This is a genomic window from Halorubrum sodomense (assembly GCF_900111935.1).
GTDB classification, from domain to species: Archaea; Halobacteriota; Halobacteria; order Halobacteriales; family Haloferacaceae; genus Halorubrum; species Halorubrum sodomense.
In genome coordinates this window covers 497456-522120 of the sequence record NZ_FOYN01000002.1, presented here as the reverse complement: position 1 = coordinate 522120, position 24665 = coordinate 497456, and the positions used below count along the sequence as shown (strand labels likewise).

At 68.9% G+C, this 24665-nt stretch carries 22 protein-coding genes and 1 pseudogene; 9 read left to right on the top strand and 14 right to left on the bottom strand.

The window, feature by feature from the left end; translation table 11 throughout:
- Positions 1-117 precede the first annotated feature (117 nt).
- The 3 genes from BM286_RS15555 to mtnP all read left to right on the top strand — a co-directional run bounded on the left by BM286_RS15555 (position 118) and on the right by mtnP (position 2220).
- Complete coding sequence (locus BM286_RS15555) at positions 118-279, top strand: hypothetical protein (RefSeq protein WP_167603352.1); 162 nt, start codon at positions 118-120, stop codon at positions 277-279.
- Complete coding sequence (locus BM286_RS07480; protein WP_092920940.1) at positions 276-1274, top strand: YeiH family protein; 999 nt, start codon at positions 276-278, stop codon at positions 1272-1274. The genes BM286_RS15555 and BM286_RS07480 overlap by 4 nt, the downstream gene beginning before the upstream one ends.
- Before the next feature lie 64 nt (positions 1275-1338).
- The gene (gene mtnP, locus BM286_RS07475; RefSeq protein ID WP_092920939.1) at positions 1339-2220 is read left to right on the top strand and encodes an S-methyl-5'-thioadenosine phosphorylase; all 882 of its coding nucleotides are present in this window, start codon (positions 1339-1341) and stop codon (positions 2218-2220) included.
- Positions 2221-2622: 402 nt separating this feature from the next.
- Here mtnP and BM286_RS07470 read toward each other — a convergent pair whose 3' ends face one another.
- Genes BM286_RS07470 through BM286_RS07460 form a run of 3 tightly spaced genes read right to left on the bottom strand, consistent with a single transcriptional unit; the run spans position 2623 to position 7730 of the window.
- The gene (locus BM286_RS07470) at positions 2623-3645 is read right to left on the bottom strand and encodes a segregation and condensation protein A (protein WP_092920938.1); all 1023 of its coding nucleotides are present in this window, start codon (positions 3643-3645) and stop codon (positions 2623-2625) included.
- The gene (gene smc, locus BM286_RS07465) at positions 3638-7222 is read right to left on the bottom strand and encodes a chromosome segregation protein SMC (protein WP_092920937.1); all 3585 of its coding nucleotides are present in this window, start codon (positions 7220-7222) and stop codon (positions 3638-3640) included. The genes BM286_RS07470 and smc overlap by 8 nt, the downstream gene beginning before the upstream one ends.
- A gap of 16 nt (positions 7223-7238) precedes the next feature.
- The gene (locus tag BM286_RS07460; protein WP_092920936.1) at positions 7239-7730 is read right to left on the bottom strand and encodes a DUF7518 family protein; all 492 of its coding nucleotides are present in this window, start codon (positions 7728-7730) and stop codon (positions 7239-7241) included.
- A gap of 158 nt (positions 7731-7888) precedes the next feature.
- Between BM286_RS07460 and BM286_RS07455 the strand changes: the two genes are divergently transcribed.
- The 3 genes from BM286_RS07455 to ftsZ all read left to right on the top strand — a co-directional run bounded on the left by BM286_RS07455 (position 7889) and on the right by ftsZ (position 10168).
- Positions 7889-8521, top strand: a complete 633-nt coding sequence (locus BM286_RS07455; protein WP_092920935.1) for a double zinc ribbon domain-containing protein — start codon at positions 7889-7891, stop codon at positions 8519-8521.
- A 215-nt stretch (positions 8522-8736) separates the two neighbouring features.
- Positions 8737-8916: a ribbon-helix-helix domain-containing protein gene (locus BM286_RS07450; RefSeq protein ID WP_004595187.1), complete on the top strand. Its 180-nt coding sequence runs from the start codon at positions 8737-8739 to the stop codon at positions 8914-8916.
- Positions 8917-8920: 4 nt separating this feature from the next.
- Positions 8921-10168 carry a cell division protein FtsZ gene (ftsZ, locus tag BM286_RS07445; protein WP_092920934.1) on the top strand — a complete coding sequence of 416 codons (1248 nt, stop codon included), beginning with the start codon at positions 8921-8923 and terminating at the stop codon, positions 10166-10168.
- 64 nt (positions 10169-10232) lie between these two features.
- Here ftsZ and ncsA read toward each other — a convergent pair whose 3' ends face one another.
- Entirely contained in the window at positions 10233-11243 is a 1011-nt protein-coding gene (ncsA, locus tag BM286_RS07440) for a tRNA 2-thiolation protein NcsA (RefSeq protein ID WP_092920933.1), read from the bottom strand.
- A gap of 624 nt (positions 11244-11867) precedes the next feature.
- On the opposite strand from ncsA, the gene BM286_RS07435 reads away from it, so the two are divergent.
- Positions 11868-12386 (top strand): DUF4442 domain-containing protein, encoded by a 519-nt coding sequence (locus BM286_RS07435; protein ID WP_092920932.1) that lies wholly within the window; start codon positions 11868-11870, stop codon positions 12384-12386.
- Between the two features lie 27 nt (positions 12387-12413).
- Here BM286_RS07435 and BM286_RS07430 read toward each other — a convergent pair whose 3' ends face one another.
- From BM286_RS07430 to BM286_RS07420, 3 genes are all read right to left on the bottom strand, one after another.
- A complete protein-coding gene (locus tag BM286_RS07430) occupies positions 12414-13367 on the bottom strand; it encodes an alpha/beta fold hydrolase (protein ID WP_092920931.1) in 954 nt (317 codons plus the stop codon).
- Between the two features lie 148 nt (positions 13368-13515).
- The gene (gene meaB, locus BM286_RS07425) at positions 13516-14694 is read right to left on the bottom strand and encodes a methylmalonyl Co-A mutase-associated GTPase MeaB (protein WP_092920930.1); all 1179 of its coding nucleotides are present in this window, start codon (positions 14692-14694) and stop codon (positions 13516-13518) included.
- Positions 14695-15114, bottom strand: a complete 420-nt coding sequence (locus BM286_RS07420; RefSeq protein WP_004595202.1) for a cobalamin B12-binding domain-containing protein — start codon at positions 15112-15114, stop codon at positions 14695-14697.
- Positions 15115-15244: 130 nt separating this feature from the next.
- Between BM286_RS07420 and BM286_RS07415 the strand changes: the two genes are divergently transcribed.
- Complete coding sequence (locus tag BM286_RS07415) at positions 15245-16168, top strand: VOC family protein (RefSeq protein ID WP_092920929.1); 924 nt, start codon at positions 15245-15247, stop codon at positions 16166-16168.
- Between the two features lie 68 nt (positions 16169-16236).
- Here BM286_RS07415 and BM286_RS07410 read toward each other — a convergent pair.
- From BM286_RS07410 to BM286_RS07385, 6 genes and pseudogenes are all read right to left on the bottom strand, one after another.
- Positions 16237-16521, bottom strand: a pseudogene (locus tag BM286_RS07410) (sodium:calcium antiporter); the annotation flags it as partial.
- A 130-nt stretch (positions 16522-16651) separates the two neighbouring features.
- The gene (gene phoU / locus BM286_RS07405; protein ID WP_092920928.1) at positions 16652-17353 is read right to left on the bottom strand and encodes a phosphate signaling complex protein PhoU; all 702 of its coding nucleotides are present in this window, start codon (positions 17351-17353) and stop codon (positions 16652-16654) included.
- Positions 17354-18190: a phosphate ABC transporter ATP-binding protein PstB gene (gene pstB, locus BM286_RS07400; protein WP_092920927.1), complete on the bottom strand. Its 837-nt coding sequence runs from the start codon at positions 18188-18190 to the stop codon at positions 17354-17356.
- A 3-nt stretch (positions 18191-18193) separates the two neighbouring features.
- Complete coding sequence (gene pstA / locus BM286_RS07395; protein ID WP_092920926.1) at positions 18194-19816, bottom strand: phosphate ABC transporter permease PstA; 1623 nt, start codon at positions 19814-19816, stop codon at positions 18194-18196.
- Complete coding sequence (pstC, locus tag BM286_RS07390) at positions 19817-20818, bottom strand: phosphate ABC transporter permease subunit PstC (RefSeq protein WP_092920925.1); 1002 nt, start codon at positions 20816-20818, stop codon at positions 19817-19819.
- A gap of 48 nt (positions 20819-20866) precedes the next feature.
- On the bottom strand, positions 20867-21892 hold the full coding sequence (locus tag BM286_RS07385; RefSeq protein WP_092920924.1) for a PstS family phosphate ABC transporter substrate-binding protein: 1026 nt from the start codon (positions 21890-21892) through the stop codon (positions 20867-20869).
- A 230-nt stretch (positions 21893-22122) separates the two neighbouring features.
- Between BM286_RS07385 and BM286_RS07380 the strand changes: the two genes are divergently transcribed.
- A complete protein-coding gene (locus tag BM286_RS07380) occupies positions 22123-22419 on the top strand; it encodes a DUF7853 family protein (RefSeq protein WP_092920923.1) in 297 nt (98 codons plus the stop codon).
- A 34-nt stretch (positions 22420-22453) separates the two neighbouring features.
- Here the strand turns inward: BM286_RS07380 and BM286_RS07375 are convergent, their stop codons facing one another.
- The gene (locus BM286_RS07375) at positions 22454-24634 is read right to left on the bottom strand and encodes a (Fe-S)-binding protein (RefSeq protein WP_092920922.1); all 2181 of its coding nucleotides are present in this window, start codon (positions 24632-24634) and stop codon (positions 22454-22456) included.
- Between the last annotated feature and the right edge of the window lie 31 nt (positions 24635-24665).

Sequence of the window (24665 nt, the reverse complement as noted above, 5' to 3'; positions counted from 1 at the left end):
GGGCACCACAGCCTCCCGCGTCCTGCCTCTTTCGGTCGTCGCTCGGCGCCGTGATCCCTCGGCCCCGGGAACGCCGCGATTCCCACCGCATAAATGCGAGCGCACCGAGCCACGCGTATGGAATCGGACGCCGCCGACGGAACGGACGCGCGGTCGGGCGCCACCGACGGAGCCGACCCCTCGCTCGTCGATCGCTGGACCGCGCTCGATCGCGGCTGGCAGGCGCTCGCGTTGGGGCTCGGGATCGTCGCCGCGCACCTCGTCGGACAGGCGCTGTGACGGGAATCGCGGCGGCGATCCGGGCGTACCTGCCCGGCCTCGCGCTGCTCGCGGGCGGCGCCGTCGCGGCGACGGTCGTCGCGGGCGCCGTTCCCGGGATCCAACCGCTCGTCGTCGCCGTCGCGATCGGCGTCGGCGTCGGGAACTCGGTCGGAATCCCCGAGGTCGCGGAGCCGGGCGTCGGCGCCGACAAGCTGTTCTTGGAGACCGGGATCGTGCTGCTCGGCGCGGCGGTCGCGGTCGAGGAGTTCCTGGCCGCCGGCCCGACCGTCCTCGGTCTCGTGGTGGCGTTCGTCGCGGGCGGACTCCTGTTCGCGGAGGTCGTCGCGCGCGTCCTCTTCCGGATCGAATCGCCCACCTCCTCGCTGCTCGCGGCCGGGGCGAGCATCTGCGGCGTCTCCGCGGTCGTCGCGATCGGGAGGGTGCTGGACGCCCGCGGGGCCTCGATCACCTTCGCGGCCGCGACGATCCTCCTGTTCGACGCGGTGACCCTCGTCGCGTTCCCGCTGGCGGGCGAGTGGCTCGGCCTCACCGGCCGGCAGTTCGGCGTCTGGGCGGGCGTGAGCATGTTCTCGACCGGCCCCGTCGCGGCCGCGGGGTTCGCCTACTCCCCCGAGGCGGGCCAGTGGGCGACCGTGACGAAGCTGGCGCGCAACTCGCTGCTCGGCGGCGTCGCGGTCGCGTACTCGGTCGCGTACACGGCTCGCTCCGCGGCGGATCCGGGCGTGCGACGGCTGTGGGCGGAGTTCCCGAAGTTCCTCCTCGGCTTCCTCGCCGTCGCGGCGGTCGCCAACAGCGGACTGCTCTCGCCGGCCGCGCTGGCGTCGATCGGGCGGGTGTCGGACGCGCTGTTCGCGCTCGCGTTCGTCGGCCTCGGGCTCTCGATCCGGATCGACGACATGCGCGCGGTGGGCCCCGCGCCCGTCGGCGCGGTGTTGGTTCACTTGCTCGTCGTGAGCGCGGTCGCGCTCGCGGCCGTGCGCTGGCTGCTGTGAGCGGACCGAGGCCCCGAGCGACGGGGTTCGGTCCGTATAAGTGGCGAGCGGGCGCACTCCCGGTATGGGAACTATCGGCTTCATCGGCGGCAGCGGCATCTACGACGCGCTCCCCCTGAACGACGTGCGCGAGGTCGAGTACGACACGCCCTACGGCGCGCCGAGCGACGCGGTGACGATCGGTGAGTTCGCAGACACGGGCCGCGAGGTGGCGTTCCTCCCGCGCCACGGCTCGGACCACGGCGCCTCGCCGACGGACCTCCCGTACCGCGCCAACATGTACGCCCTCAAGAAGGCCGGCGTCACCCACGTGTTCGCGTCGAACGCGGTGGGAAGCCTGAAGGAGGAGCTCGAGCCGGGGACGCTCGTCGTCCCGGACCAGATCTACGACCGGACGAAGGGCCGCGAGCTCTCCTTCTACGGCGACGGGGTCGTCGTCCACCAGCCGTTCGCGGACCCCTATAGTCCAGAACTCGTCGACCACCTCACCGAGGCCGCGGAGTCCGCGGTGGGCGCCGACGGGGACGCCGCCGACACGAAGGTCGTGAAGGGCGGTACCTACGTCTGTATCGAGGGGCCGCAGTACTCGACGCGCGCGGAGTCGGAGTTCTACAAGCGCCAGGGCTGGGACCTCGTCGGCATGACCGCGATCCCGGAGGCGAAGCTGGCCCGCGAGGCCGAGATCGCGTACGCGACGATCGCCGGCGTCACCGACTACGACGTCTGGAAGGCGGACAGCGAGGTGACGCTCGAAGAGGTCCTCGAAAACGCCGAGAAGAACCAGACGGCGATCAAAGCCGCCGTCGAGGAGGCCGTACGGTCGCTCCCCGAGGATCTGGAGTGCGACGCGCACACGTCACTGGAGGGCACCGTCAACACGCCGACCGAGGCGATTCCGGAAGAAACCAAAGAACGCGTCGAGCCGCTGCTGGGCGATTATTTATAAATAGACGAGGCGGTGGCGCGCGCCTGCGAGCGGCCGCCCTCGGCGGCCGCGAGACAGCACGCGCGAGGGAGTCGCTGGCGCCGTATACGGCGCCAGCGACGAGGCTGGGGAGGTGTGAGGTGCGGTGCTGTGTGGTTGGGTGGGACTCAAAGGGGCAGCCGCGCTCGACGAACCCCAGCGACGCAAGGACCACAGGGAGGGAACGAAGTGACTGACCGAGGACCGCAGCGAGCTGTGGGAGTCGAGCGCGGCTGGGGCTTTGGAGATGTTCTCCGGCGATCATCTATCAGCCATTTATAAGCGAGCGGCTGGGGCTTCAGAAGAGTTCACAGAACGTCCGGTGTTATCTACGGATAGGAGAACGGCGAGGGTTCTGGAGACAGCTATCCTCTTAAACGCGTATCAGTCCGCGATCGCTTCCGACTCGCCGGCCATCGCCGCCGGGTCCTTCACCCACAGGTCGCCGAAGAAGTCGTCCTGCTGGAGCCGGACCGAGCCGCGGTGGGCCATGAACAGCAGCGCGAGGTACGTCATGAACGGGCGCCCGCCGGCGGATTCTATCTCCGCGAACAGCACCTCGGTGCGCCCGCGGTCGAAGCGGGTCCGGAGGGCGTTGTCGATCTCCACGATGACCTCCTCGATGTCCTCGTCGTGGGTGCGGTCGGTCGCCTCGCCCGCGGTCGGCTCCCCGTCCTCCCGGAACTCGTCGCCGTCGCGGTAGTCGAGCGTCTGCGTGCCGCGGGCGTGGCCGTGCGGCGACTCCGAGGTGTCGTACTCCCGGGAGTCCTTCCACCACGAGCCGCGCTCGGCCTCGCGCAGCTCGCGGACCAGCTCGTCGAGCGTCTCCGGCGACCCGCGAGTGTTCTTGCGGTCGAGCCGGCGGTCCATCTCCGCTTCGAGTTTGTCGACGGGATCGAAGCCGTCGGCGGCCGGGTCGGGCTCGCCGCCCTCCATCGCGACCTCCCACGGCTCCGGCTCGGGCTCCTCGTCCTCGTCGTCGTCGGCTAACATTCCGTCGCTCTTCATCCGGAGCAGGACGCTGGCGTAGAACAGCGCCCGCCCGGTCGTCCGGAGGTCCGTCTCGTCGAGCTTCTCCAAGAACGCGTCCGTCACCTGGACGATGTCGATGTCCCACGGCTCGATCTCGCCCTCCTCGGCGAGCTGGACGAGGAGTTCGACGGGCTCGACCTCGTCGTCGTCGGTCCCGTCCGGGGGAGACGCGTCCACGTCGGGGGCGGATCCGTCGGTCCCGTCCGGGGAGGATTCGGCTGCCGACTCGGAGCCGTCCGCCGAATCGGGACCGTCCGCGTCGGGCCCGTCGTCAGCGAACGGATCCGCGCCGTCGCGCTCGCTCGTCAGGTCGAGGTCCGGGACGCCGCCGTCGGCGTCCGAGCCCGGCGCGCCGTCGCTTCCCTCCTCAGTCATCCGCGCTCACCCCCTCCTCGTCGGCGTCGTCGCCGAACTGCATCCCGGTCACCGCCGAGAGGTTGTCGCCCTGCATCGTGACGCCGATGGCGCGGTCCGAGCGCTCCAACAGCGCCGAGCGGTGGCCGACGACGACGAACTGGGCCTCCTCGGCCAGCTCCTCGATCATCTCGCCGACGCGCTCGGCGTTGACCGCGTCGAGGAACGCGTCGATCTCGTCGAGCGCGTAGAACGGCGCCGGGTTGTGGCGCTGGACGGCGAAGATGAACGAGAGGGCGGTGAGCGACTTCTCGCCGCCGCTCATCGCGTCGAGGCGCTGGACCGGCTTGTCCGCGGGCTGGGCCTTCATCGTCAGCCCCTCCTCGAAGGGCTCTTCGGGGTTCTCCAAGACGAGTTCGCCGCTGCCGGCCGAGAGTCGCGCGAAAATGTCCTCGAAGTGATCGTTGATCGACTCGAACGTCTCCATGAACGTCTCCTTCTTCGCGGCCTCGTACCCCTCGATGCGCTCCTCGATGGCGTCGCGCTCCTCGACGAGCACGTCCCGGCGCTCCTGGATCTCGGACAGCGCCTCCTGTACCTCCTCGTACTCGTCGATCGCGAGCATGTTCACGGGCTCTAGCGCCTCCATCTCGGCCTCCAGCTCCTCGATCCGCGACTCCACCTCGTCGAGGTCGGGGATCTCGTCGGCGTCGTAGGCGCCGACCTGCGACTCCAGCTCGTCGATCTCCCACTCCAGGCGGTCGCGGCGGTCGGTGAGGTCCGACAGGTCCGACTCCACCTCGGCGACGAGCGACCGCTGCTCGTCGCGCTGTTGGGTCGCCTCGCGGATCTCCTCGCGGAGCTCCTCGCGGTCGCTTTTCAGCTCGGTGAGTTCCGCCTCTAGGTCGGCGATCGCCTCCTGCTTCTCGTCGAGTTCCGCCTCCTTCTCCTCGATCGCGGCCTCGTGCTCGGCGATCGCCGCCTCCGCCTCCGCCTTCGCGTTCTGCGCCTCCTCGACGTCGTCGTGGAGGTCGTCCAGGGCGTCCTCGGCGTACCCCTTCTCCAACTCCAGCTCGTTGATCCGGCTGTCGAACGAGTCCATCCGGTCCTCCAGATCGTCGATCTCGGCGCGGACCTCGTCGGCGCGCTCGGAGAGCTCCGGGATCTTCGAGTCCGCGAGCTCGGCCTCGATGTCGTCGATCTCCCCGGCGAGCTCGTCGATCTCGGCGTCGGTCGCCGCGAGCTCCTCGTCCAACGCCGTCATCTGCTCGTCGACCGACTCGCGTTCCGCCTCCAGCTCCTCCAGCTCCGCCTCCAGCTCCTCGATCCGGGCTTCCGCGTCCGCGAGGTCGTCCTCTGCGCGCTCGACGTCCGCCTCCAGCGACCGGACGCGCTCGGCCGCGTCGGCCTTCCGGTCGCGCGCGTCCTCGATGTCGTCGTCGAGCGCGTCGATCTCCGCCTGAACCGACTGCCGCTCGTCTTCGAGGTCCGATATCTCCGTCGCGAGCCGCTCGAGCTTGCCGCCGCCGGACTTCGTGAACGAGTAGCGGGAACCGCCGCCCGAGCCGCCGGTCATCGCGCCCGACTTCTCGACGAGGTCGCCGTCGAGCGTCACCATCCGGAAGTCACCCATCAGCTCGCGGGCGGTCGACATGTCCTCGACGACGAGCGTCGAGCCGAGCACGTACGAGAAGATCGACTCGTACTCCGCGTCGTAGTCGACGAGGTTGCGCGCGAAGTCGACGACGCCGGGGAGCGAGGGCTTCCGCGGCAGGCTCCGGTCGTCCATCTTCGAGATGGGGAGGAACGTCGCCCGGCCCGCGTTGCGCCGCTTGAGGTAGTCGATACAGGTCGAGCCGACGCCGTCGTCGTCGACGACGACGTTCGCCAGGCGGCCCCCCGCGGCGGTCTCGCAGGCCTCGGCGTACTCGGCCGCGACCGACCCCAGCTCTCCGACCGCGCCGTGGACGCCGTCGATGCCGCCGTTCTTCACCTCGGTGACCGCCCGGGGCCAGGAGGCGTCGCCGCGCTCGTCGGCGGCCGCCTCCAACTTGGCGTACTCGTTCTGCTTCTCGCGGAGCGTCTCCTCGATCTCCTCGAGGCGTTCCTCCGTCTCGGCCTTCTCCGAGAAGAGGTCGGCGACCGCGTCCTCGATCGTCTCCCGGTTCTTTTCGGCCTTGTCGAGCTCGCCTTTCAGCTCGGAGATCCGCGCCTTGTGCTCCGGGATCGACTCCCGGGCGTCCTCCAGCTCCTCGCGGGCCTCGGTCACCGCGTTCGAGCGCCGGCGGGCCTCGTCGAGCAGCCGGTCCTTCTCGCGTTGCGTCTCGTTTTTCTCCTCGCGGAGCGACTCGACCGCCTCCTTCTTCTCCGACAGCTCGGCTTTCAGCTCGTCGAACTCGGTGTCGGCGCCCTCGATCTCGGCCTCGACGTCGGCCAGCTCGGAGCGCTTCGTCGCGAGCTCCGATTTCACCGACGCCTTCTCCACTTTCGTCTCGCGGATCTCGCCGTCCAACTCCTCGATTTTCTCCTCCTTCCGGTCGATCTGGACGAACGCCTGCCGGCGGTCGTTCTCGGCCGACTCGGCGCGCGACTCGGCCGACTCGATCTTGTCCTCCAGCCGCGAGACCTCGCCTTTGATCTCCTCTATCTCCGAGCGGATCGCGATCTGTTCGTCTTCTCCCTTCGTCTCGATCTCGTGGTTGAGGTCCGCTAAGTCCTCCTCTAAGCGCGTGAGCCTTCCCTGTCTGGCGTCGAGCTCTTCGCGGCGGTCAGCGAGGTCCGCCTCCGCCTCGTCGACGTCGTCCTCGACGCCCGCGAGCGCGTCGCGCTTCTCCTCGAGCTCGGAGGCCTTCCGGAACCCCCGGTACTCCTCGAGCTCGTCGCGGAGCTCCCGGTACTGGAGGGCGGTCTCGCGCTCGTCCGCGAGCTGATCGAGCCGGTCCTCCTTCTCGCCGATGCGGAGGTCGGCCTCGCCGATCCGGTCTTCGACGGTATCGAGCTCCTCGTAGGCGGCCGCCTTCTTCTCGTCGAACTCCGCGACGCCGGCGATCTCGTCGACGATCCCCCGGCGCTGGTAGGGAGTCATGTTGATGATCTCGGTGACGTCGCCCTGCATCACCACGTTGTACCCCTCCGGGGTGACGCCCGCCGCCGCGAGCAGATCCTGGACGTCCGAGAGGTTCACCGAGCGCCCGTTGAGGTAGTAGTACGAGTAGTAGTTGTCCTCGGTCTCCTTCACGCGGCGCTTGATCGTGATCTCGGAGACGTCGCCGACGTTCTCCGTGCCGGCGGCGGAGACCACCTGCGACCGGTCAAGAGTCCCGTCCTCGTTGGAGAGCACGACCGTGACGGAGGCCTCGTTCGGCCCGTCCGCGGCCTCGCCGTCGTCGTGGCCGGGGTTGTAGATGAGGTCGGTGAGCTTCTTGGCGCGGATCCCGCGGGTGCGGGCGAGTCCGAGCGCGAACAACACCCCGTCGATGATGTTTGACTTCCCGGAGCCGTTCGGTCCCGTGACGACGGTGAAGTCCTCGTAGAAGGGGATCCTCGTCGTCCGCCCGAAGCTCTTGAACCCGTCCAGAACGACTTCAGTGATGTGCATTAGGTCGGACGACCGCTCACGCGACGATGATGTCGCTGTCGCTCGACTCGCCGTCGTCGTCGTCGGTCTCGTCGGTCGACGCGTCCGCGTCGGGCGTCGTCGCGGACTGCTCGGGCACGACGACATCGTCTCCCTCACCCGCGTCGTCCGCGGTCGTCTCGTCCTCGCCGGCCGCGTCGGCCGATCCCTCGACGGATTCGAAGACGTCGACGTGGTCGTCGGAGTGGGTCGTCCGCTCGCCGCCGGACACCGCTTGCGTCGCGGCGTCGCCAGCCGCAGGCTCCTCGGTCGCGGGCTCCTCCGTCTCCGACGCCGCTGCGCCCGCCTCGGAACCCGCAGCCTGCTCGGCCGCGTTCGGCTCGGCCGCGTCCGCCTCGACCGCGACCGACCGCTCGTCTTCCAGCTGTCGGACGCGCTCTTTCATTTCGACGAGCTCCTCGGTGAGCCCGTTGACAGCCGCCTGTAGCTCCGCGACCTGCCGTTCGAGGTCCTCGACGCGGTTGCTCATATACACACGTCTGCTCGCGCGACGCGTATAAATCTGCGTCAGACACACGTGTGACCAAATAGCATGGATCGGCGCCGATCGGCGGAACGTTTCGGTGCCGTGAAACGTGTCAGACAACGGGGGAAGATACTTGTACTGACCGGAGGAATCACTCGGGTATGAGCAAGATCACCTTCCGGGCGGACGACGACCTCGTCGACCGGCTGGAAGCGTGTGACGCCTCCAAGAGCGAGGTGATGCGGGAGGCGCTCCGGACGCACCTCGACGAGGTCGACGGGGCGGAGGACGCGTCCGACGCGTCGACGGCGAGCGTCGACGACGCACTCGCGGACCGCGTCGACGAACTGATCGCGGACCGGCTCGATGCCGCGCTCGACGAGCGGCTCGGCCCGGCGGGCGGTGCGACGGCGCCGACACGTGCGCCCGGAAACGCCGGCGACATCAACGTAAACGTCACGCTCGACGCTCCGACGGGCGAATCCGTCGAATCGGACGAGGACGTTCGTGTGACGCGTGAGACGACCGGGGAGACGGAACCGGACGGGCGTAAGACGAAGGGGGGGCGGAGCGGACAGACGAGCGAAACCGATCCGGGCGCGCGAAGGCGCGAAAACGCCTGTGACGGATGCGGAGAGATCGTACCCGGAGATCACGTTTACTGCCCGAATTGTGGAGAAAAGCAGTCGCACAGAGCGTTCTGCGAGTGCGGTGACGAGCTCCGAACCGACTGGGCGTTCTGCCCCGGCTGCGGGCGTCGGACCCCGGCGGCGGACGTTTTGAAAGACAGATAGGGTCCGTGACCGCACGTATACGCTCAAAATCGGGTTTTTTAGCAGTATGTCTTACAATCAGCGGTAGTTTTATATTATTGGGCTCGATGAGTTCAGTTGCGTAAGACGGTCGTCTTACAGCGGGCGTCCGATGTGGGGTGCCGCCCCGCATCCGGGCGGTTCCGGGCTGTAAGACACACGCGTCGCGTGTTCGCCGTCTTACCGGGGGAATACCAATGGAGCGTGTGACACTACGAATCCCGAAACAGCAGATCGACGAGGTCGAACAGATGGTGGAAACGGGCGAGTTCCCGAACCGGAGCGAGGCGATCCGGTCGGCCGTCCGCGACATGTTGAACGAGCAGGACGGCGAGCGCGACGAGCGCGGCCGCAACCGCAACTGGGCGAAGGTGTAAACTGATGCAAGATCTCGTTCAGGACGCACTCGACAACGCGGAAGCGGAGCAGCGCGACATGGACGACGTCGACATGGGAGACGACGAGTTCGGGGACCCCCGGATCGTCATCGTCGGTGCCGGCGGCGCCGGGAACAACACCGTCAACCGACTGTACAACATCGGCGTCGACGGCGCCGACACCGTCGCCATCAACACGGACAAACAGCACCTCAAGATGATCGAGGCCGACACCAAGATCCTCGTGGGCAAGTCGCTCACGCAGGGGCTCGGTGCCGGCGGCGACCCCAAGATGGGCGAACGCGCCACCGAGATGGCCCAGGGGACGATCAAGGAGGTGCTCGGCGACGCGGACCTCGTCTTCGTCACCGCCGGGATGGGCGGCGGCACGGGAACCGGCGCGGCGCCGGTCATCTCGAAGATCGCCAAAGAGCAGGGCGCCATCGTCGTCGGGATGGTGTCGACGCCGTTCAACGTCGAGCGCGCTCGCACCGTGAAGGCCGAGGAGGGGCTAGAGACGCTCCGCAACGAGGCCGACTCGATCATCGTCCTCGACAACAACCGACTGCTCGATTACGTCCCGAACCTGCCGATCGGGAAGGCGTTCTCCGTGATGGACCAGATCATCGCGGAGACGGTGAAGGGGATCTCGGAGACGATCACGCAGCCGAGCCTCATCAACCTCGACTACGCCGACATGTCGACGATCATGAATCAGGGCGGCGTCGCGGTCATGCTCGTCGGCGAGACCCAGGACAAGAACAAGACCCAAGAGGTGGTGAACGACGCGATGAACCACCCGCTGCTCGACGTGGACTACCGCGGCGCCTCGGGCGGGCTCGTCCACATCACGGGCGGCCCAGACCTCACGCTGAAGGAGGCCGAGGGGATCGCGAACAACATCACCGAGCGGCTGGAGGCGAGCGCCAACGTGATCTGGGGCGCCCGCATTCAGGAGGAGTACAAGGGGAAGGTGCGCGTCATGGCGATCATGACGGGCGTCCAGAGCGCGCAGGTGCTCGGCCCCTCCACTCAAAAGCAGGCTGACAAGTCCCGGGCCGCGGTCGACGCCGACGACCTCGGCGACTCGCGCTCCCGGGCGGCCGAGACGAACGGGACCTCGGGGACCGCGGGCGCCGCGGACAACAGGGGCGAGCCGGCGGTCTCGGGCGGTACCGAACGCGACGCGTGGGAGTCCGACGGCGGCAGCGACCCGATCGAGAAGAACAACGGGCTCGACGTCATCCGCTGAGTCGAACCCCGGAACGGCCGACCGCCATTTTTCGAGACGGGTTGCGAACGAGGGTGCCGTCCCGTCAGACCGCTTCGATCGATTCCAGCAGGCGGCACTTCCGACAGACGTCTCGGCTCGTCTGCGAGCCGCAGCGCTCGCACTCGCGGAGCGCGGAGCTTCCCCCGTCGTTTTCGCCCGTTTCGTCGCCCGGGCCGCCCGCTCCGGCGTCGCCGCGGTAGGCGTCGGCCGCGAGCGCGGACAGCTCCTCGTAGCCGGCCATGATCGAGTGGCGCGCGCCCGGATGGTTCTCCTCTAACTCGTGGATCGTCGACTGGATCTCGCCGCGGTACGCCTCCTCGGCGTGGGGGCACTCCGCCATGTGCGTGGGGAGGTCGCGGACGTGACAGTACAGCGCGATCTCCTTTTCCGGCACGTCGCGGAGCGGCTTGGCGCGCGGGACGAACGCGTCGGTGGCCTCGCGCTCGTCGAGGGGACCGAGCGAGGCGTCGAAGTGTTTCGCCACCTGTCGGACGTCGCCCTCGAGGAAGTTCATCATCGCGGTCTGCGCCTCGTCGTCGAGGTTGTGGCCGGTGAGCAGCTTGTCGGCGTCGAACTCGGCGGCGTAGTTCTCGAGCAGATCGCGGCGGAAGACACCGCAGTACGCGCAGGCGGCCATGTCCTCGGGGTCGTCCTCGACGACATCGTCCATCCGCACGTCGAACTCCTCCTCGTAGGAGACCAGTTCGTGACGCAGCGAGAGGTCGTCGGCCAGCTCGATCGTGGCGTCGACGCTCGCGTCGCGGTACCCCTCGATCCCCTCGTGGATCGTCAGGGCGAGCATCTCGACGCGGGGGTCCTTCCCGAACACGTCGTCGAGGATCTGCGTCAGGGCGACGCTGTCTTTCCCGCCGGAGAGCCCGATCACCCAGCGGTCGGGGTCGTCGGGGGTCGCGTCCGGATCGAGGAGACCGTCCTCGCGGATCCGACGCTTCACGCGCTTCTCGACCGACTTCCGGAGGTGATCGCCACAGAGGTGCGCCCCGGAGTAGGCGGCGTGGTGAATCGCGTCGGCTCCGCACTTGTCGCACTCCATCGGTGTCGGGTTGCGGTCGCGCGGGGATACCCGTTTCGGGCCGACTACGTGAGGGGAGTATCGGCGGCGGATGGGAGCGACCTCGATTCGAACGCTCCCGAGGTGACGGCTATCGGTGAATAAACGGTTGCTGGCGGATCGACGGCGAACGCGGTCGAAGACCGGCCGCTCGTTTATAGATATCACCCGGCAGATCGGCTGTGAACGCCTCCAAAGCTCCAGCCGCTCGGCGATACGTGACCAACTTTGGATCGACGGCGAACAGCTCCAAAGCCCCAGCCGTGAGGACTCGCGCGGCTTGTTGCGCGCCTCGCTCAGTCGCTCGCGTTGCTCGCTCCTTCGCTGCGGTGCTTACTGCGCCGTGCTTCGTCCTCACGGCTACCCCTTTGAGTCCCGCCCGACCGCGACCGCACCGCAGCCTCACGCCTCCCCAGCCTCGTTAGTCGCCCTCGCTCCGCTTCGGGCGACTAACTCCCTCGCGCGTGCCGTCTCGCGGTCGCCGGGGGCGACCACTCGCGGGCACGCGCCACGGTGTCCGTGTAACCGAGCGTTAGACGTCGACAACTCCGGGCGGGTTGTCGCCGGTTCCGACACCGGTTTGTCGGCGGGCCGTCCCGGATCGCCGTGAGCGATTCCCCGACCGGGGTCGACCGCGACCCCGAGCCGCGACCCCTGCGCGAGGACCCGCCGGCGGAGAGCGGGCGGACCCGCCTCTGGCGGCTCGGATTCAACCTTCTGCCCGCGTACCGGGGTACCGGGGCGCGCGTCGACCACATCGCGGCCGACTGGCGCTACGTCAGGATCCGGGTGCCGTTCAACTGGCGTACCCGAAACGCGGTCGGGACGATCTTCGGCGGCAGCATCTACGGCGCGATCGACCCGGTGTACATGACGATGCTCCGCCGGATCCTCGGGGACGGCTTCACGGTCTGGGACAAGTCGGCCGCGCTGGAGTTCATCGAGCCCGGCCGCGAGGCGCTGTACGCGGAGTTCGACCTGCCGACCGCGGAGACGGAGGCGATCCGCGACGCGCTCGGGCCGAGAGAGTCGACCGACCGCGAGTACCTCGTCTCGCTCGTCGACGAGGAAGGGGCGGTCCACGCGGCCTGCGAGAAGACGCTGTACGTGCGCCGCGACGCGTGAGCGGGGCGGCCGCTGAGCGGAAGGCCCCTACGCCGCTTTGCCCGCGACGAGCGCCTCCTCGACCGTCTCGACGAAGCGGTCGGGGTGTTCGACGTGCGGGAGCAGCCGCGCACGGTCGAAGACGACGAGGCGGGCGTCGGCCGCGTCGGCGAGGTCGCGCCCGTCGGTGAGCGGGCTCACGGTCGCCTCCCGGCCCCAGACGATTGTCGGGGGGACGTCGAGGTCCGCGAGCGCGGTCGCCAGGTCGACCTCGCTGTTGAGGCTCCCCGAGACGAACGAGGCGGGCGCGAACCGCGCGTTCTCGGCGTGAGTGGTGCGCCACTCGTAGTCGGTCCACTCCGCGCTCGGATTCCCGGGGTCGTCGTAGCCGTGGTCGGCGTTGAAGTACCGGATCGACGGCTTCGACGAGATGACGTTGAACAGCGCCTGCCCGACGAGGGGCGCGCGGAGCAGCTCGCGGAGCCATCCCTTGGCCGGGCTCGGTCCCGCGGTCGCGGTCGGACAGACGGCGACGAACCCGCGCAGCTCGACGCCGCCGTCCGCGTCGCCGTCGTCGACCGCCGCGACCGCGTACGCCGCCGACAGCGAGGAGGCGACGACGGCCGGCTCGTCGAACTCGGTGAGGAAGTCGTGGACGAAGTCCTCGTACAGGGCGGCGGAGTACCGGAGCGGCGGCCGGTCCGAACGGCCGTACCCCGGGAAGTCGGGCGCGATCACGTGGTAGTCGGCCGCCAGGTCGTCGAACACCGCGCGCCACTCCCCGGAGGAGGCGGCGGCGTTGATCCCGTGGAGCAACACGAGGTCCGGGTCGTCCGGGTCGCCCGCCTCGGTGTACGCGACGTCCATCCCGCGCCAACGGAAGACGCCGTCGTCGCCGTCGAGCGGGGGCTCCAGTTCGCCCTCGTACCGGAGACCGGTGTTGAGCGCCGCGAGCGCGCCGACGCCGAGGACGGCGCTGCCGAGGAGGTTCCTGAGCTTCATGGAAAACTGTTGGTTCGCTGGCGACTTATACTCGTGGGACGCGGCGGCGCGGTCGAGTCCGGCGGCGCGGTCGAACCCGTGGGTGCGGTCGAACCCGTGGGTGCGGTCGAACCCGGCGGCGCCGCGACCCCGGGCGGTGACCGACGCGTCAGTCGTCGGGCTCGCCGTCCGCGACCTCGTCGACGCAGTCGGCGATCGGTCCCACGATCGCCTCTGCGACCGCGTACGGGTCTGTCTCGCGGTCGCGGACGCGCTCCGCGAGCCGGTCGATCCCGCCGCGACGCTCGATTTCGGCGGTCGCGAGCGCGCCCACGTCGGCCCGCACGAGCGTTCGGATCTCCTCGGCGTACCGACGGCGGTGGGTCGCTTCGATCTCGCCGGACTCGCGGAGGTACGTCGCGTGCGCGTCGAACGCCTCGATCAGTGCCTCGACGCCCTCGCCGGTGTTCGCGACGGTCTCTAACACGTCCGGCGTCCACGACGCGTCTGCGTCCGAGCCGTCGTCGGCGGACCCGGCGGCCGCGGAACCATCCGCGTCGCGACCGCCGTCCCGGTGGTCCGCCGCGGATCCGCCGGCACCGGCCGAGGCCGTCGAGGTCGGTCCGTGGTGACCGGCCCCGCGGCCCGTCGTCCCGCCGTCCCGCCGGTGAACCATCTCCTTCAGTTCGGCGACCGTCCGCTGTGCGCCGTCCATGTCGGCCTTGTTCACGACGAAGACATCGCCGATCTCCAGGATGCCGGCCTTCAGCGTCTGTACGTCGTCGCCGGAGCCGGGCTGGACCAGCACCGCGACCGTGTCGGCGGTGCGGACCACGTCGACCTCGTTCTGTCCGGCGCCGACGGTCTCCAGGACGACGACGTCCTTCCCGAAGGCGTCGAGCGCCTTCGCGGCGTCCGCGGTCGCGGTCGAGAGGCCGCCGAGCTGGCCGCGCGCGCTCATCGACCGGAAGAACACGTCCATGTCACCGACGTTCGACCCCATCCGGATCCGGTCGCCGAGGACCGCACCGCCGGTGTACGGCGAGGAGGGGTCGACCGCGATCACCCCGACCGTGTCGCCGCGGTCGCGGTAGGCGGCGGCGAGCTTGTCGACCAGCGTCGACTTCCCGGCGCCCGGCGAGCCCGTGATACCGATCACGTCCGCGCCGCCGGTGTGCTCGTGAAGGGCGGAGACGACCGCGCGGTACCCCGGCGTTCGGTTCTCGATCTTGGTGATGACGCGGGCGAGCGCGCGGTGGCTCCCCGAGAGGAGGTCCTCGACGAGCGCGGCGTCCGCGTCGGAGAGCGACGGCGCGTCCGCGAACGCGGGTGCGTCCGGCCCGGCCATCTACGCGCGCTCCGGGACGTTGTTCCGGATGAACTCGATCGTCTCCTCCATCGGCGTCCCGGGGCCGAACACCTCGGCGACGCCCAGCTCCTTCAGCTCGTCCTCGTCCTCGTCCGGGATGATCCCGCCGACGAGGACGAGGGTGTCGTCGAACGCGTCGTACTCCTTGAGCCCCTCGATCACCTTCGGGACGAGCGTGTTGTGCGCGCCCGAGAGGATCGAGATGCCGAGGACGTCGACGTCCTCCTGGACCGCCGCCTGGACGATGTCCTCCGGCGCCCGGTGGAGCCCGGAGTAGACGACCTCGAAGCCGGCGTCGCGGAACGCCCGCGCGATCACGTGTGCGCCCCGATCGTGGCCGTCGAGCCCGACCTTCGCGACCAGACACCGGACGGCCCGTTCCTGCTGTTCGGCGCTCATACCTCATGCTGGGTCGCGTGCGGGTTTGATTCTAACGGACGATGGGGAAGGTTCGGGCGAGGGGGGCAGAGTCGTCCGAGCCGGATCCGCGACCGACGCGTTGAACGCGCGGGCGACCGTACCCCGCCCAATGACCGATAACGCCGAGGGCGACTCCGCCACGGCCGCGAGCGACCGCGACGACCGACTCCCGGCCGAGGCGCGGATCGGCCGCGCCGCGCTCCGGGTCGCCGACCTCGACGAGACGACCGCGTTCTACCGAGACGTGGTCGGCCTCGCAGTCCTCGACCGCGACGCCGAGCGCGCGACGCTCGGGGCGGGCGAGACGCCGCTGTTACTCCTGGAGCGCGACGCCGACCGCCCCGCCCGGAGCCGGACCGACGCCGGGCTCTTTCACACCGCGTTCCGGGTTCCCTCGCGGGCCGCGCTCGGCGAGGCGCTGGGGCGCGTGCGGGAGCGGTGGCGGCTCGACGGCGCCTCCGACCACCTCGTCAGCGAGGCGCTGTACCTCGACGACCCGGAGGGGAACGGCGTGGAGATATACCGCGACCGGCCCCGCGAGGAGTGGCCCGTCGACGACGGCGGAACGGTACGAATGGCGACCGACCCGCTCGACGTCGAGGGGGTCGCCGCCGCCGCGGCGACCGGGAACGGCGCTGACTCCGCCGCCCTCGTCGACCGCGCCCCGACCGGCACCGACGTGGGGCACGTCCACCTGGAAGTGACCTCGCTGTCGGCGTTCGAGGCCGTCTACGTCGACGGCCTCGGTTTCGAGGTGGGGATGAGCGGCCCGGACGTGCGGTTCGTCGCGGCCGGCGGCTACCACCACCACCTCGGCGCGAACACGTGGCGGGGGCGGACGACCCCCGCCGCCGGGCGCGGGCTCGCGTGGTTCGAGGTGGTCGTGCCCGACGCGGCCGCGCTGGACGCGGTCCGGGACCGACTCGACGCGGTCGCGGAGGAGGGGCGCGTCGAGCTCGCCGTCGAGGAGCGCGAGGGCGGGATCGCCGTCACCGACGCCGACGGCATCGAGGTCCGCGTTCGGAGGGAGTAGCCGAGCGGCTCGTACGCGATCGCGGGCCGAACCGCCTCACCGCCCGCTTACCCGACGATCGTTCGGAGCGTCGACTCGGTCAGGAACGTGGTGATGGAGACGGCGGCCGGGATGACGAGTATGTTGAACACCGCCGTCCCGATGAGCGCTCCCGCGCCGACGCCGAAGTCGCCGAGGACGACCACCGAGATAATGATGATCGCGAGCTCTGGGAACGACGTCGCGGCCGCGACGATGAGCCCGCCCTGAACCGCCTGCGAGACGCCGAAGCGGTCGCTGATCTTCGAGGTCGTCGACTCGATGACGTTCGCGCCCTTCCAGGTCAGCAGGAACCCAATCGCGCCCAAGGCGATCCAGACGGCGAGCGACTGGGCTCCGACGAGCTCCTACAGTACGGTCACTGGGGCCGGAGTCGATTAGCGCTCCCGAAGGCGTCGAGACGAAAGCCGGTCCGCCCGCGCCGGGGCGAACCGCGAGCCGCGCTCAGTAGATCAGCTCGTCGTCGTTCTCGATCATGTACAGCGTCCGCGCCGCGACGTTGACCGCGTGGTCCGCGATCCGTTCGAGGTCGCGCACCGCGAGCAGCGCCTGCGACACGTCGTCGAGGGAGGCTTCGAGCGCCTCGCCGTCCGTCGGCGCCGCGCCGTCTCGGGCCGCGTTGCGGGCGCGGTCGGCCTCCAGCAGCTCGCGGACGACCGCCTCGCTCGCCTCCCGACAGCGCTCGTCGAACGCGTCGTCGCTCGCCGCGATCTCGCGACAGGCGTCCGGGTCGCGGGCCGCGTAGGCGGCGACCGCGTCGGCAACCATCTCCCGGGCGCCATCGCCGAGGTCGCGTACGTCGACCGCGGGGTGAACGCCGCCCTCCGGGCCGCCGTACGCCGCGAGGTTCGTCGCGAGGTCGGCGACGCGTTCGAGGTCGGTGATGATTTTGAAGGAGGCGGCGACGAGCCGGAGGTCGCCGGCCACCGGCTGCTGGAGCGCGAGCAGCTCCGTACACTCGTCTTCGAGGGCGAGGTACGTCTCGTTGACCTCGTGGTCGCTCTCGATCACCGAGCGGGCGAGCTCGTCGTCGCCCGAGACCGCCGCCTCGACCGCGTCGTCGAGCCGGCCGCAGACGGTCTCGCCCATCGCGACCACGCCGTCCCGGAGCTCGTCGAGCCGCTCCTGGTAGTTCTCGCGGGGCATCTACCCGAACTTCCCCGTGATGTAGTCCTCGACGCGCTGCTCTTCGGGATCCTCGAATATCTTGGTGGTGTCGTCGTACTCGACGAGCCGGCCACCGGTGAGGAACACCGCGGTCCGGTCGGAGATACGGGCCGCCTGCTGCATGTTGTGCGTGACGATGATGACGGTGTACTCCTCGGCCAGGTCGTCAATGAGGTCCTCGATCTTCGAGGCCGCGACGGGGTCGAGCGCCGAGGTCGGCTCGTCCATCAGGATGACTTCCGGATCGGGCGCGATGGCGCGGGCGATACAGAGCCGCTGTTGTTGCCCGCCGGAGAGGTCGAGTCCCGAGGAGTCGAGCTGGTCTTTCACCTCGTCCCAGAGGGCGGCCGCCTTCAGCGACTCCTCGACGCGTTCGTCGACGTCGCCCTCGTAGCCCTGGATCTTCAGGCCGTACGCGACGTTGTCGCGGATCGACTTCGGAAACGGGTTCGGCTTCTGGAACACGATCCCGATCTTCCGTCGGAGCGCGACCGGGTCCACGTCGTCGTCGTACACGTTCTTACCGCCGAACTCGACGTCGCCCTCGACTCGGCACACCTCGATCATGTCGTTCATCCGGTTGATACACCGGAGGAACGTCGACTTCCCGCAGCCCGAGGGGCCGATCAGTGCGGTCACGTCGTGTTCAAATATCTCCATCGAGACGCCGTCTAACGCCTGTTCGTCGCCGTAGTAGACGTTCAGGTCACGCGTCTCGATGACCGTGTCACGTGCGTCGAGCGGGGCGTCCCGCGACGCTTCGTCGCCGGTCTCGATGGTCGTCTGGATCTTCGGGGAACTGTCTGATTCGCTCATTGGTTAGGTCTCACGTCCGTACTTGTTTCGGATAACGATTGCCGTCGCGTTCATCAGCAGCATCAGGGTGAGCAACACGACGGCCGCCGCCGGGACGACCCCGTGTCGGAACTCCGGCTTCGCGTTGGCCGACGCGGCGAAGATCTGTAGCGGGAGCGCCGTCGCGCTGGAGAACAGCCCGCTCGGCGGACTGTAGGTCGTCGTGGCGACCGCGATGATGACGAGCGGCGCGGTCTCGCCGATCGCCCGCGCCAACGCGAGGATCGTTCCGGTGAGGGTCCCCGGAATGGCCTCGGGCAGGACGACCTCGCGGAGCGTCTGCCACCGGCTCGCGCCCATGCCGTACGAGCCCTGCCGGAGGTCGTCGGGGACGGAGCGCAGCGCCTCCTGCGTCGAGACGATGACGATGGGGAGGATGAGCAGTCCGAGCGTCCCCGACGCCGAGACGACGATGCCGGTCCCGAACCCGAGCGTCCGCCGGAACAGCGCGAGCCCCAGCAGCCCGTACACGACCGAGGGGACGCCGGCGAGGTTCGAGATGTTCACCTCCAACAGCGTCGCGAGCCGGCCGCGGAATCCGGAGTTCGGCGCGTATTCCTCGAGGTAGATGGCCGCGCCGATCCCGACCGGGAACGCGAGGACCGCCATGAACCCGACGATGATGATCGAGCCGACGATCTGCGGATAGACGCCGGCGTTGCTCGCGGTCAGCCCGTCCCACGACTCCAGGACAAGGGTCGGCGTGAGGAACGTGTCCGGGGTCTCGATCCCGAACCGCTCGACGAGCGCCGCTCCGAGCAGCGCGCCGCCGAGGAGGACGAACGGCCCGGCGAGGCCGACACGTCCCGCGGGATTGGTTCGGACGGACCGCCGGACGACGTAGCCCGTGGGGACGACGAACGCCGAGAAGAGGACGACCAGAAGGGACGCGTTGGCCCCGGTCGCGATCGACGCCCCGGCGACGGCGAGCCCGCCCGCGGCGACGGCTCCCCCGGCGACGGCACCGGTGCGACGGCCGCGGCGCGAGGCGGTCAGCGTCCCGACGAGGAGCGCCGCGGGGACGGTGACGAGGCCGAAGTACATGATCCACTCCGCCGCGATCCCGAGCGGCCCGCTGATCGGGCCGTCCACCACGGCCGCGACGCCGATGCCGACGAGGATCGAGACGAGGATGAGCGGTCCGGTGTACGCCTGACCCTCGGTCGTCCGGTCGTACGCCAAGACGAGCATCGGGGGGAGCGAGGCGAAGACGCCGTAGATGAACACGTCGTAGGGGCTGAGCGCGTCGACGACGGCGTACGTGACGGCGCTCAAGAGGAGCCCCCCGAACACCGCCGCGAACGCCACCGCGTTGGCCGTCCGCACCGCCGGTCTCCGACGGGCGTACAGCGTGAACGCGGCCGTCGGCGCCACGAGGGTGCCGAGGTAGACGAGGAACCACGCGGGCGACGCGGTCCCCGGCCGGAACGCGTCGACCGAGATGTACGCGAACAACACGAGCAGCGAGACGATCCCGACGAGCGTCGCCGCGACGAGCGCGACCTCGAAGAGCTGTCCCTTCAGCTGCTGGAGCCGGAGCGCCGCGCTTCGGCCGAGTTGGTCGCCGGTGGAGTCTTCGGTCGCCATTCAGTACTCCTCCCGGAAGCGCCGTCTGACCAGTTCGGCGAGGACGTTCATGATCAGCGTGATCGCGAACAGCGTCATTCCGAGCGCGAACATCGCCTCGTAGGTGGGGCCGCTCCCGTAGGAGTCGGCGCCGGCGATCTGGACCATCGCCGCCGTGATGGTCTGACTCGACTCCGCGAGGTTGCGGAGGACGTTCGGGAAGTACGGCATCTGCGGGCTCATTCCCATCGCCATCGTGACCGCCATCGTCTCGCCGATGGCCCGCGAGATCGCGAGAACGTACGACGCGACGATACCGGAGGTCGCCGAGGGGACGACGATCCGCGTCGAGACGTCGAACTTCGTCGACCCGAGCCCGTAGCCGCCCTGTCTGAGGCTGTCAGGGACCGCGCTCAGCGCGTCTTCGCTGATCGACGAGACCATCGGGATGATCATGATCCCGACGACGACGCTCGCGGACAGCGCGTTGAACGTGCCGAGCGAGGGCATGACGAGCGTGAACTCCGGGAGGATCGGGACGCCGGCCGGGACGAGCTGCACGGAGATCGGGAGGAAGCCGTCGATCAGCGGCGTGACGTACACGAGCGCCATATAGCCGTAGATGACGGTCGGCACGCCGGCGAGGATCTCCAGGGCCGGCTTCAGTATCGATCGGGCCGTATCGCTCGCGTACTCGCTGAGGTAGATCGCCGCCGCCAGACCGATCGGCAAGGCGATCAGCGCCGAGAAGATCGTGACGATGAGGGTCCCGCTGATAAGCGGGAGCACGCCGTACGAGTTCGCGATGACCGGGCTCCAGTTCGTTCCGGTGAAGAACGCGATCGGCGATATCTGCGACCAGAACGAGAGCGCCCGTCCCGACAGCGCGAGGATGATCCCGACGGTTACGAGTATCGTCAAGCCGGCGCTCGCCGCTATCAGGCGGCCGTAGAGCCGTTCCTTACGGACGACGAACCCGCTCCGTTGGAGCGACCCGACCCCGCTGTCCGATTCGTTGCTCATTCAGATTGGTAAAACGTGAGGTGTGTAATCAGCGTTCCCCTTCGGGCGTTACGCGCTGTACTCGTACTCGCCGGCGATCGCCTCCTCGAGGTTGGCGAGGTTGCTGTCGACCATGTCCTGGCTGGCCGGCACGTAGCCGATGTCCTCGGCGACGTAGTCTTTGGCGGCCTCGTTGATGTAGAACTCGATGAACGCCTGGAGGTGGTTCTTCTCCTGGATCTTGCCCATGTGGCCGTAGCTGAACAGCGGCCGAGCGAGCGGGTAACTCCCGCTCTGTGCGGCTTGGAGGCTGGGCTCGACCGGGTCGCTGCCGCCCTCGCTGAGACTGAGCGCCTTGACCGTGTCCGGGTTGTTCGTGTAGTACGCGAAGGGGAGGTAGCCGAGCGCGTATCGGTTCCCGGAGACGCCCTGCGCGATCAGGTCGTCCTCCTCGGTGCCCTCGAAGTCGCTGCGGATGTCCTGGTCCGCCTCGGTCTCTCCGATGACCGCCTCGATGAAGTAGTCGTACGTCCCCGACGTACTCGCCGGCCCGTAGAGGTCGAACGGCTCGTCCGGCCAGTCCGAGTTGACGTCGGACCACAGTTCAGGCGCGGTGTCCGGCGACCAGATGGTCCGGAGCTCCTCCAGCGAGATCGAGTCGATCCAATCGGCCTCGTTGTTGACGACGACGGTGAGCGCGTCCTGCGCGAGGAAGAACTCGACCGGCTCGATGCCGTTGTCGCGACAGCGCTGGAGCTCGTTCTCGGTGATCGGCCGGCTCGCGTTGTTCATGTCGCTGTCGCCGGGGATGAACACGTTGTTGAACCCGCCCCCGCTGCCGTCCCGGGTGAGGTTGAAGCTCACCTCGGAGTGCTGTTCGGCGAACTGGCGAGTGACCTCCTGAGCGACCGGATAGACGGTACTGCTCCCGGAGATCCGGATGTCTCCGGAGAGGGTCTCGCCGCCGGAGCCGTTTCCGGAGCCGCCGCTTCCGGAGGTACAGCCCGCGAGCCCGAGCGCCCCGGCACCGGCGATTGCCGCGAGCGATTTGCGCCGCGTGATCCCCGCTGTGTCCGCGTCGTGGCTAGAAGCCATCACCGAACGGTGGTCGTCGTTCGATTAAGTAGTATGCTATGAGTGGTACGGGGCGACCCGTACGACCCAGTACGGCTATGTGAAGATATATACTCTATATAGCGATCCGGAAAATCGCGATTTGGGATCGAAGACGGCTCCGGGGAGTCGGAGTCGAGAGGCGACGACGCCGAACCGAGACGGAAACCGAGACGTGGTTTTAAGTCCTCGTACCGGGAGAAGCCGGACGAATGACGCCTCCTACGACCGACGGGCCGCCGGCGCCGACGACCTCCCGAGAGGAGGCGTGGGTGGCTCACGCCGCGCTGCTCAACGCCGCGCGGAGCGCGACCGACGAGGACCTCTCGTACCGCCGTCCGATCGAGTCGATCGAGCGCGGCGCGGCGCTCGACGACGAGGGAGTCGCCCTGCTCCGCGACGCGCTCGTCGACTACCTCGGCGACGCGCCCGTCCGCGACCGCGCCCCCGGACGGGCGCTGTTGCGGCGGACCGACGACGCGGCGGGCCAGCGGTCGCGACGCGCGTAGTCTCGACGGCCACGCGAAAGCCGGCCGCCGCCCGCTACGAGCCCGCCGCCACCGCCTCGATCAGCAGTTCCGCGACGTCGACGATCTCCACCTCGTCCTCGAAGTCGCCCGTCTTCCGGCCGTCCTCGAACATCGTCGTACACATCGGGCAGGCGACGACGAACTTCTCGATCGCGGCGCCCGCGTCGGTGTCCTCGACCGCCTCGCGGAGGCGCTCCTCGCTCGGCTTGACGTCCTCCTCGTGTTCGGTCCAGAGCCCGCCGCCCCCGCCGCCACAGCAGAAGGAGTCCTCGCGCGAGCGCGGCATCTCGTGGAGGTCGGCGCCGGTCGCGCGGATCAGCTCTCGCGGCGCCTCGTACTCGTCGTTGTACCGGCCGAGATGGCAGGGGTCGTGGTAGGTGACGGTGTAGTCCAGCTCGTCGCCGGAGAGGCCGAGCCGACCGTCCTCGACCAGCTCCTCGACCACCTGCGTCCAGTGGAACACGTCGATCTCTCCCGCCGGGTTCCACGGCTCCTCGCGGTCGAACGGCATCATCGGGTCGTCCGCGAACTCCGCGAAGTCGACCTCGGGGTACTCGTTTTTGATGGTGTTGTACGAGTGCGGGTCGGTACAGACGACGTTCTCGAACTCGCAGTCCGCGAACGTCTCGACGTGGTGGCCCGCCAGTTCGAGGTAGAGGAACTCCTCGCCGATCCGGCGGATGTCGTTGCCGTCGGTCTTCTCGTCGTCGAAGAGGACGCCGAACGACACGTCGGCCTCGTCGAACAGGCGGGCGAGCGCCCGGGCGACCTTCTTGTTCCGGTCGTCGAAGCTCGGGTAGTCGCCCACGTACCAGAGGTATTCGACCTCGGTCTCGCGGGCGTCTTGGACCTCGACGCCGTCGTCGAGGTCGTCCGTCCAGTCGCCCCGCGCCGACTGCGGCTCGCCGAAGGTGTTCCCCTTCTGCATCACGTCCTGAAACACGTCCTGGAGGTTCGAGTCGACCGCCCCCTCGTCGACGAGCTGGCGGTTCATCTTCGTGAACGAGGTGAGGTGTTCGATGTCGACCGGACAGGCGTCCATACACGCCATACAGGACATACACGACTCCATCGACTCGGCGTCGACCACGCCGCCCTCGTCGGCGACGATGGGGACTGTACCACCATCTGCGCTCGCGACGCCGCCGTCCGTCGCCATCGCTTCGCCCCCGCTCCCCGCCACCGGATCGTCGCTCACCGACTCGCGATACGCCTTCAGGTCGAGGATGACGTTCCGCGGGTCGAGGTTGCGACCGACCGTGTCGGCGGGGCAGGCGTCGGTACACCGCCCGCACTTCGTGCAGGCGTCGCCGTCCATCAGCTCCTTCCACGTGAAGTCGTCGAGCGACTCCGCGTTGGTGTGATCGAGGTCGGCGGGGACGTTCGGGAGCCGCGCGCCCGCCTTCTCGTCGCGGGCGACGACGTTGGCGAACGAGGAGATCATGTGGAACGGCTTCGCGTACGGGATCCACGCGACGAACGCGAACGCGAGCAGCGAGTGGCTCCACCAGAGGACGCCGTATATCGCCTCGGCGCCCGCGGCCGTGAGCCCCGCCGCCTCCAGCCCGGTCGCGAGCGCCATCCCGACGAAGCTCACGGTCTCGGTCGCGCGCTGCGCCTGGCCGACCATGCTCACGCCCTCGACGAGGAAGCCGCCGACGCCGAGCAGGAACAGCGTCCAGACGAACGCGTCGTCCTCGAGGGAGGTGTGTTTTCCCCACAGTCGGTCCTCGCGGGTCTTGTAGCGGCGGTAGGCGGCCATGCCGACGCCGACGACGAACAGCAGGCCGAACGCGTCGACGGCGAACTGGTAGGCGAGGTAGAACTCGCCGACCCAGAACGACTCGCCCGTCAGCGGGCGGTACAGGTCGATGTCGATCCCGAGGATGGTCGTCGCGACGAGTAAGACGAGAAACCCCCACAGGACGAACGTGTGCATCACGCCCGTGTACAGGTCGCCGTCGAACTGGTTCTCGTTCGCGAGGACCGTCTTCGTCGCCGCGACGACCCGACCGGGGAGGTTCGACAGTCGATCCCGCGGGTCAGCGCTCCCGCGCGCGTACGCCGCGAACCGGGCGTAAACGCCGTAGAGGAAGACGAGGACCGCGACGGCGGCGAGCCAGTAGAACGCCGCCTTCCCCACCGGACCGATAGTCCAGAAGGTCTCGCGGGTGGCCGCCTGTAGGGGAATCATGATCGATCACCGGGATACGGTCGGGTTAAAA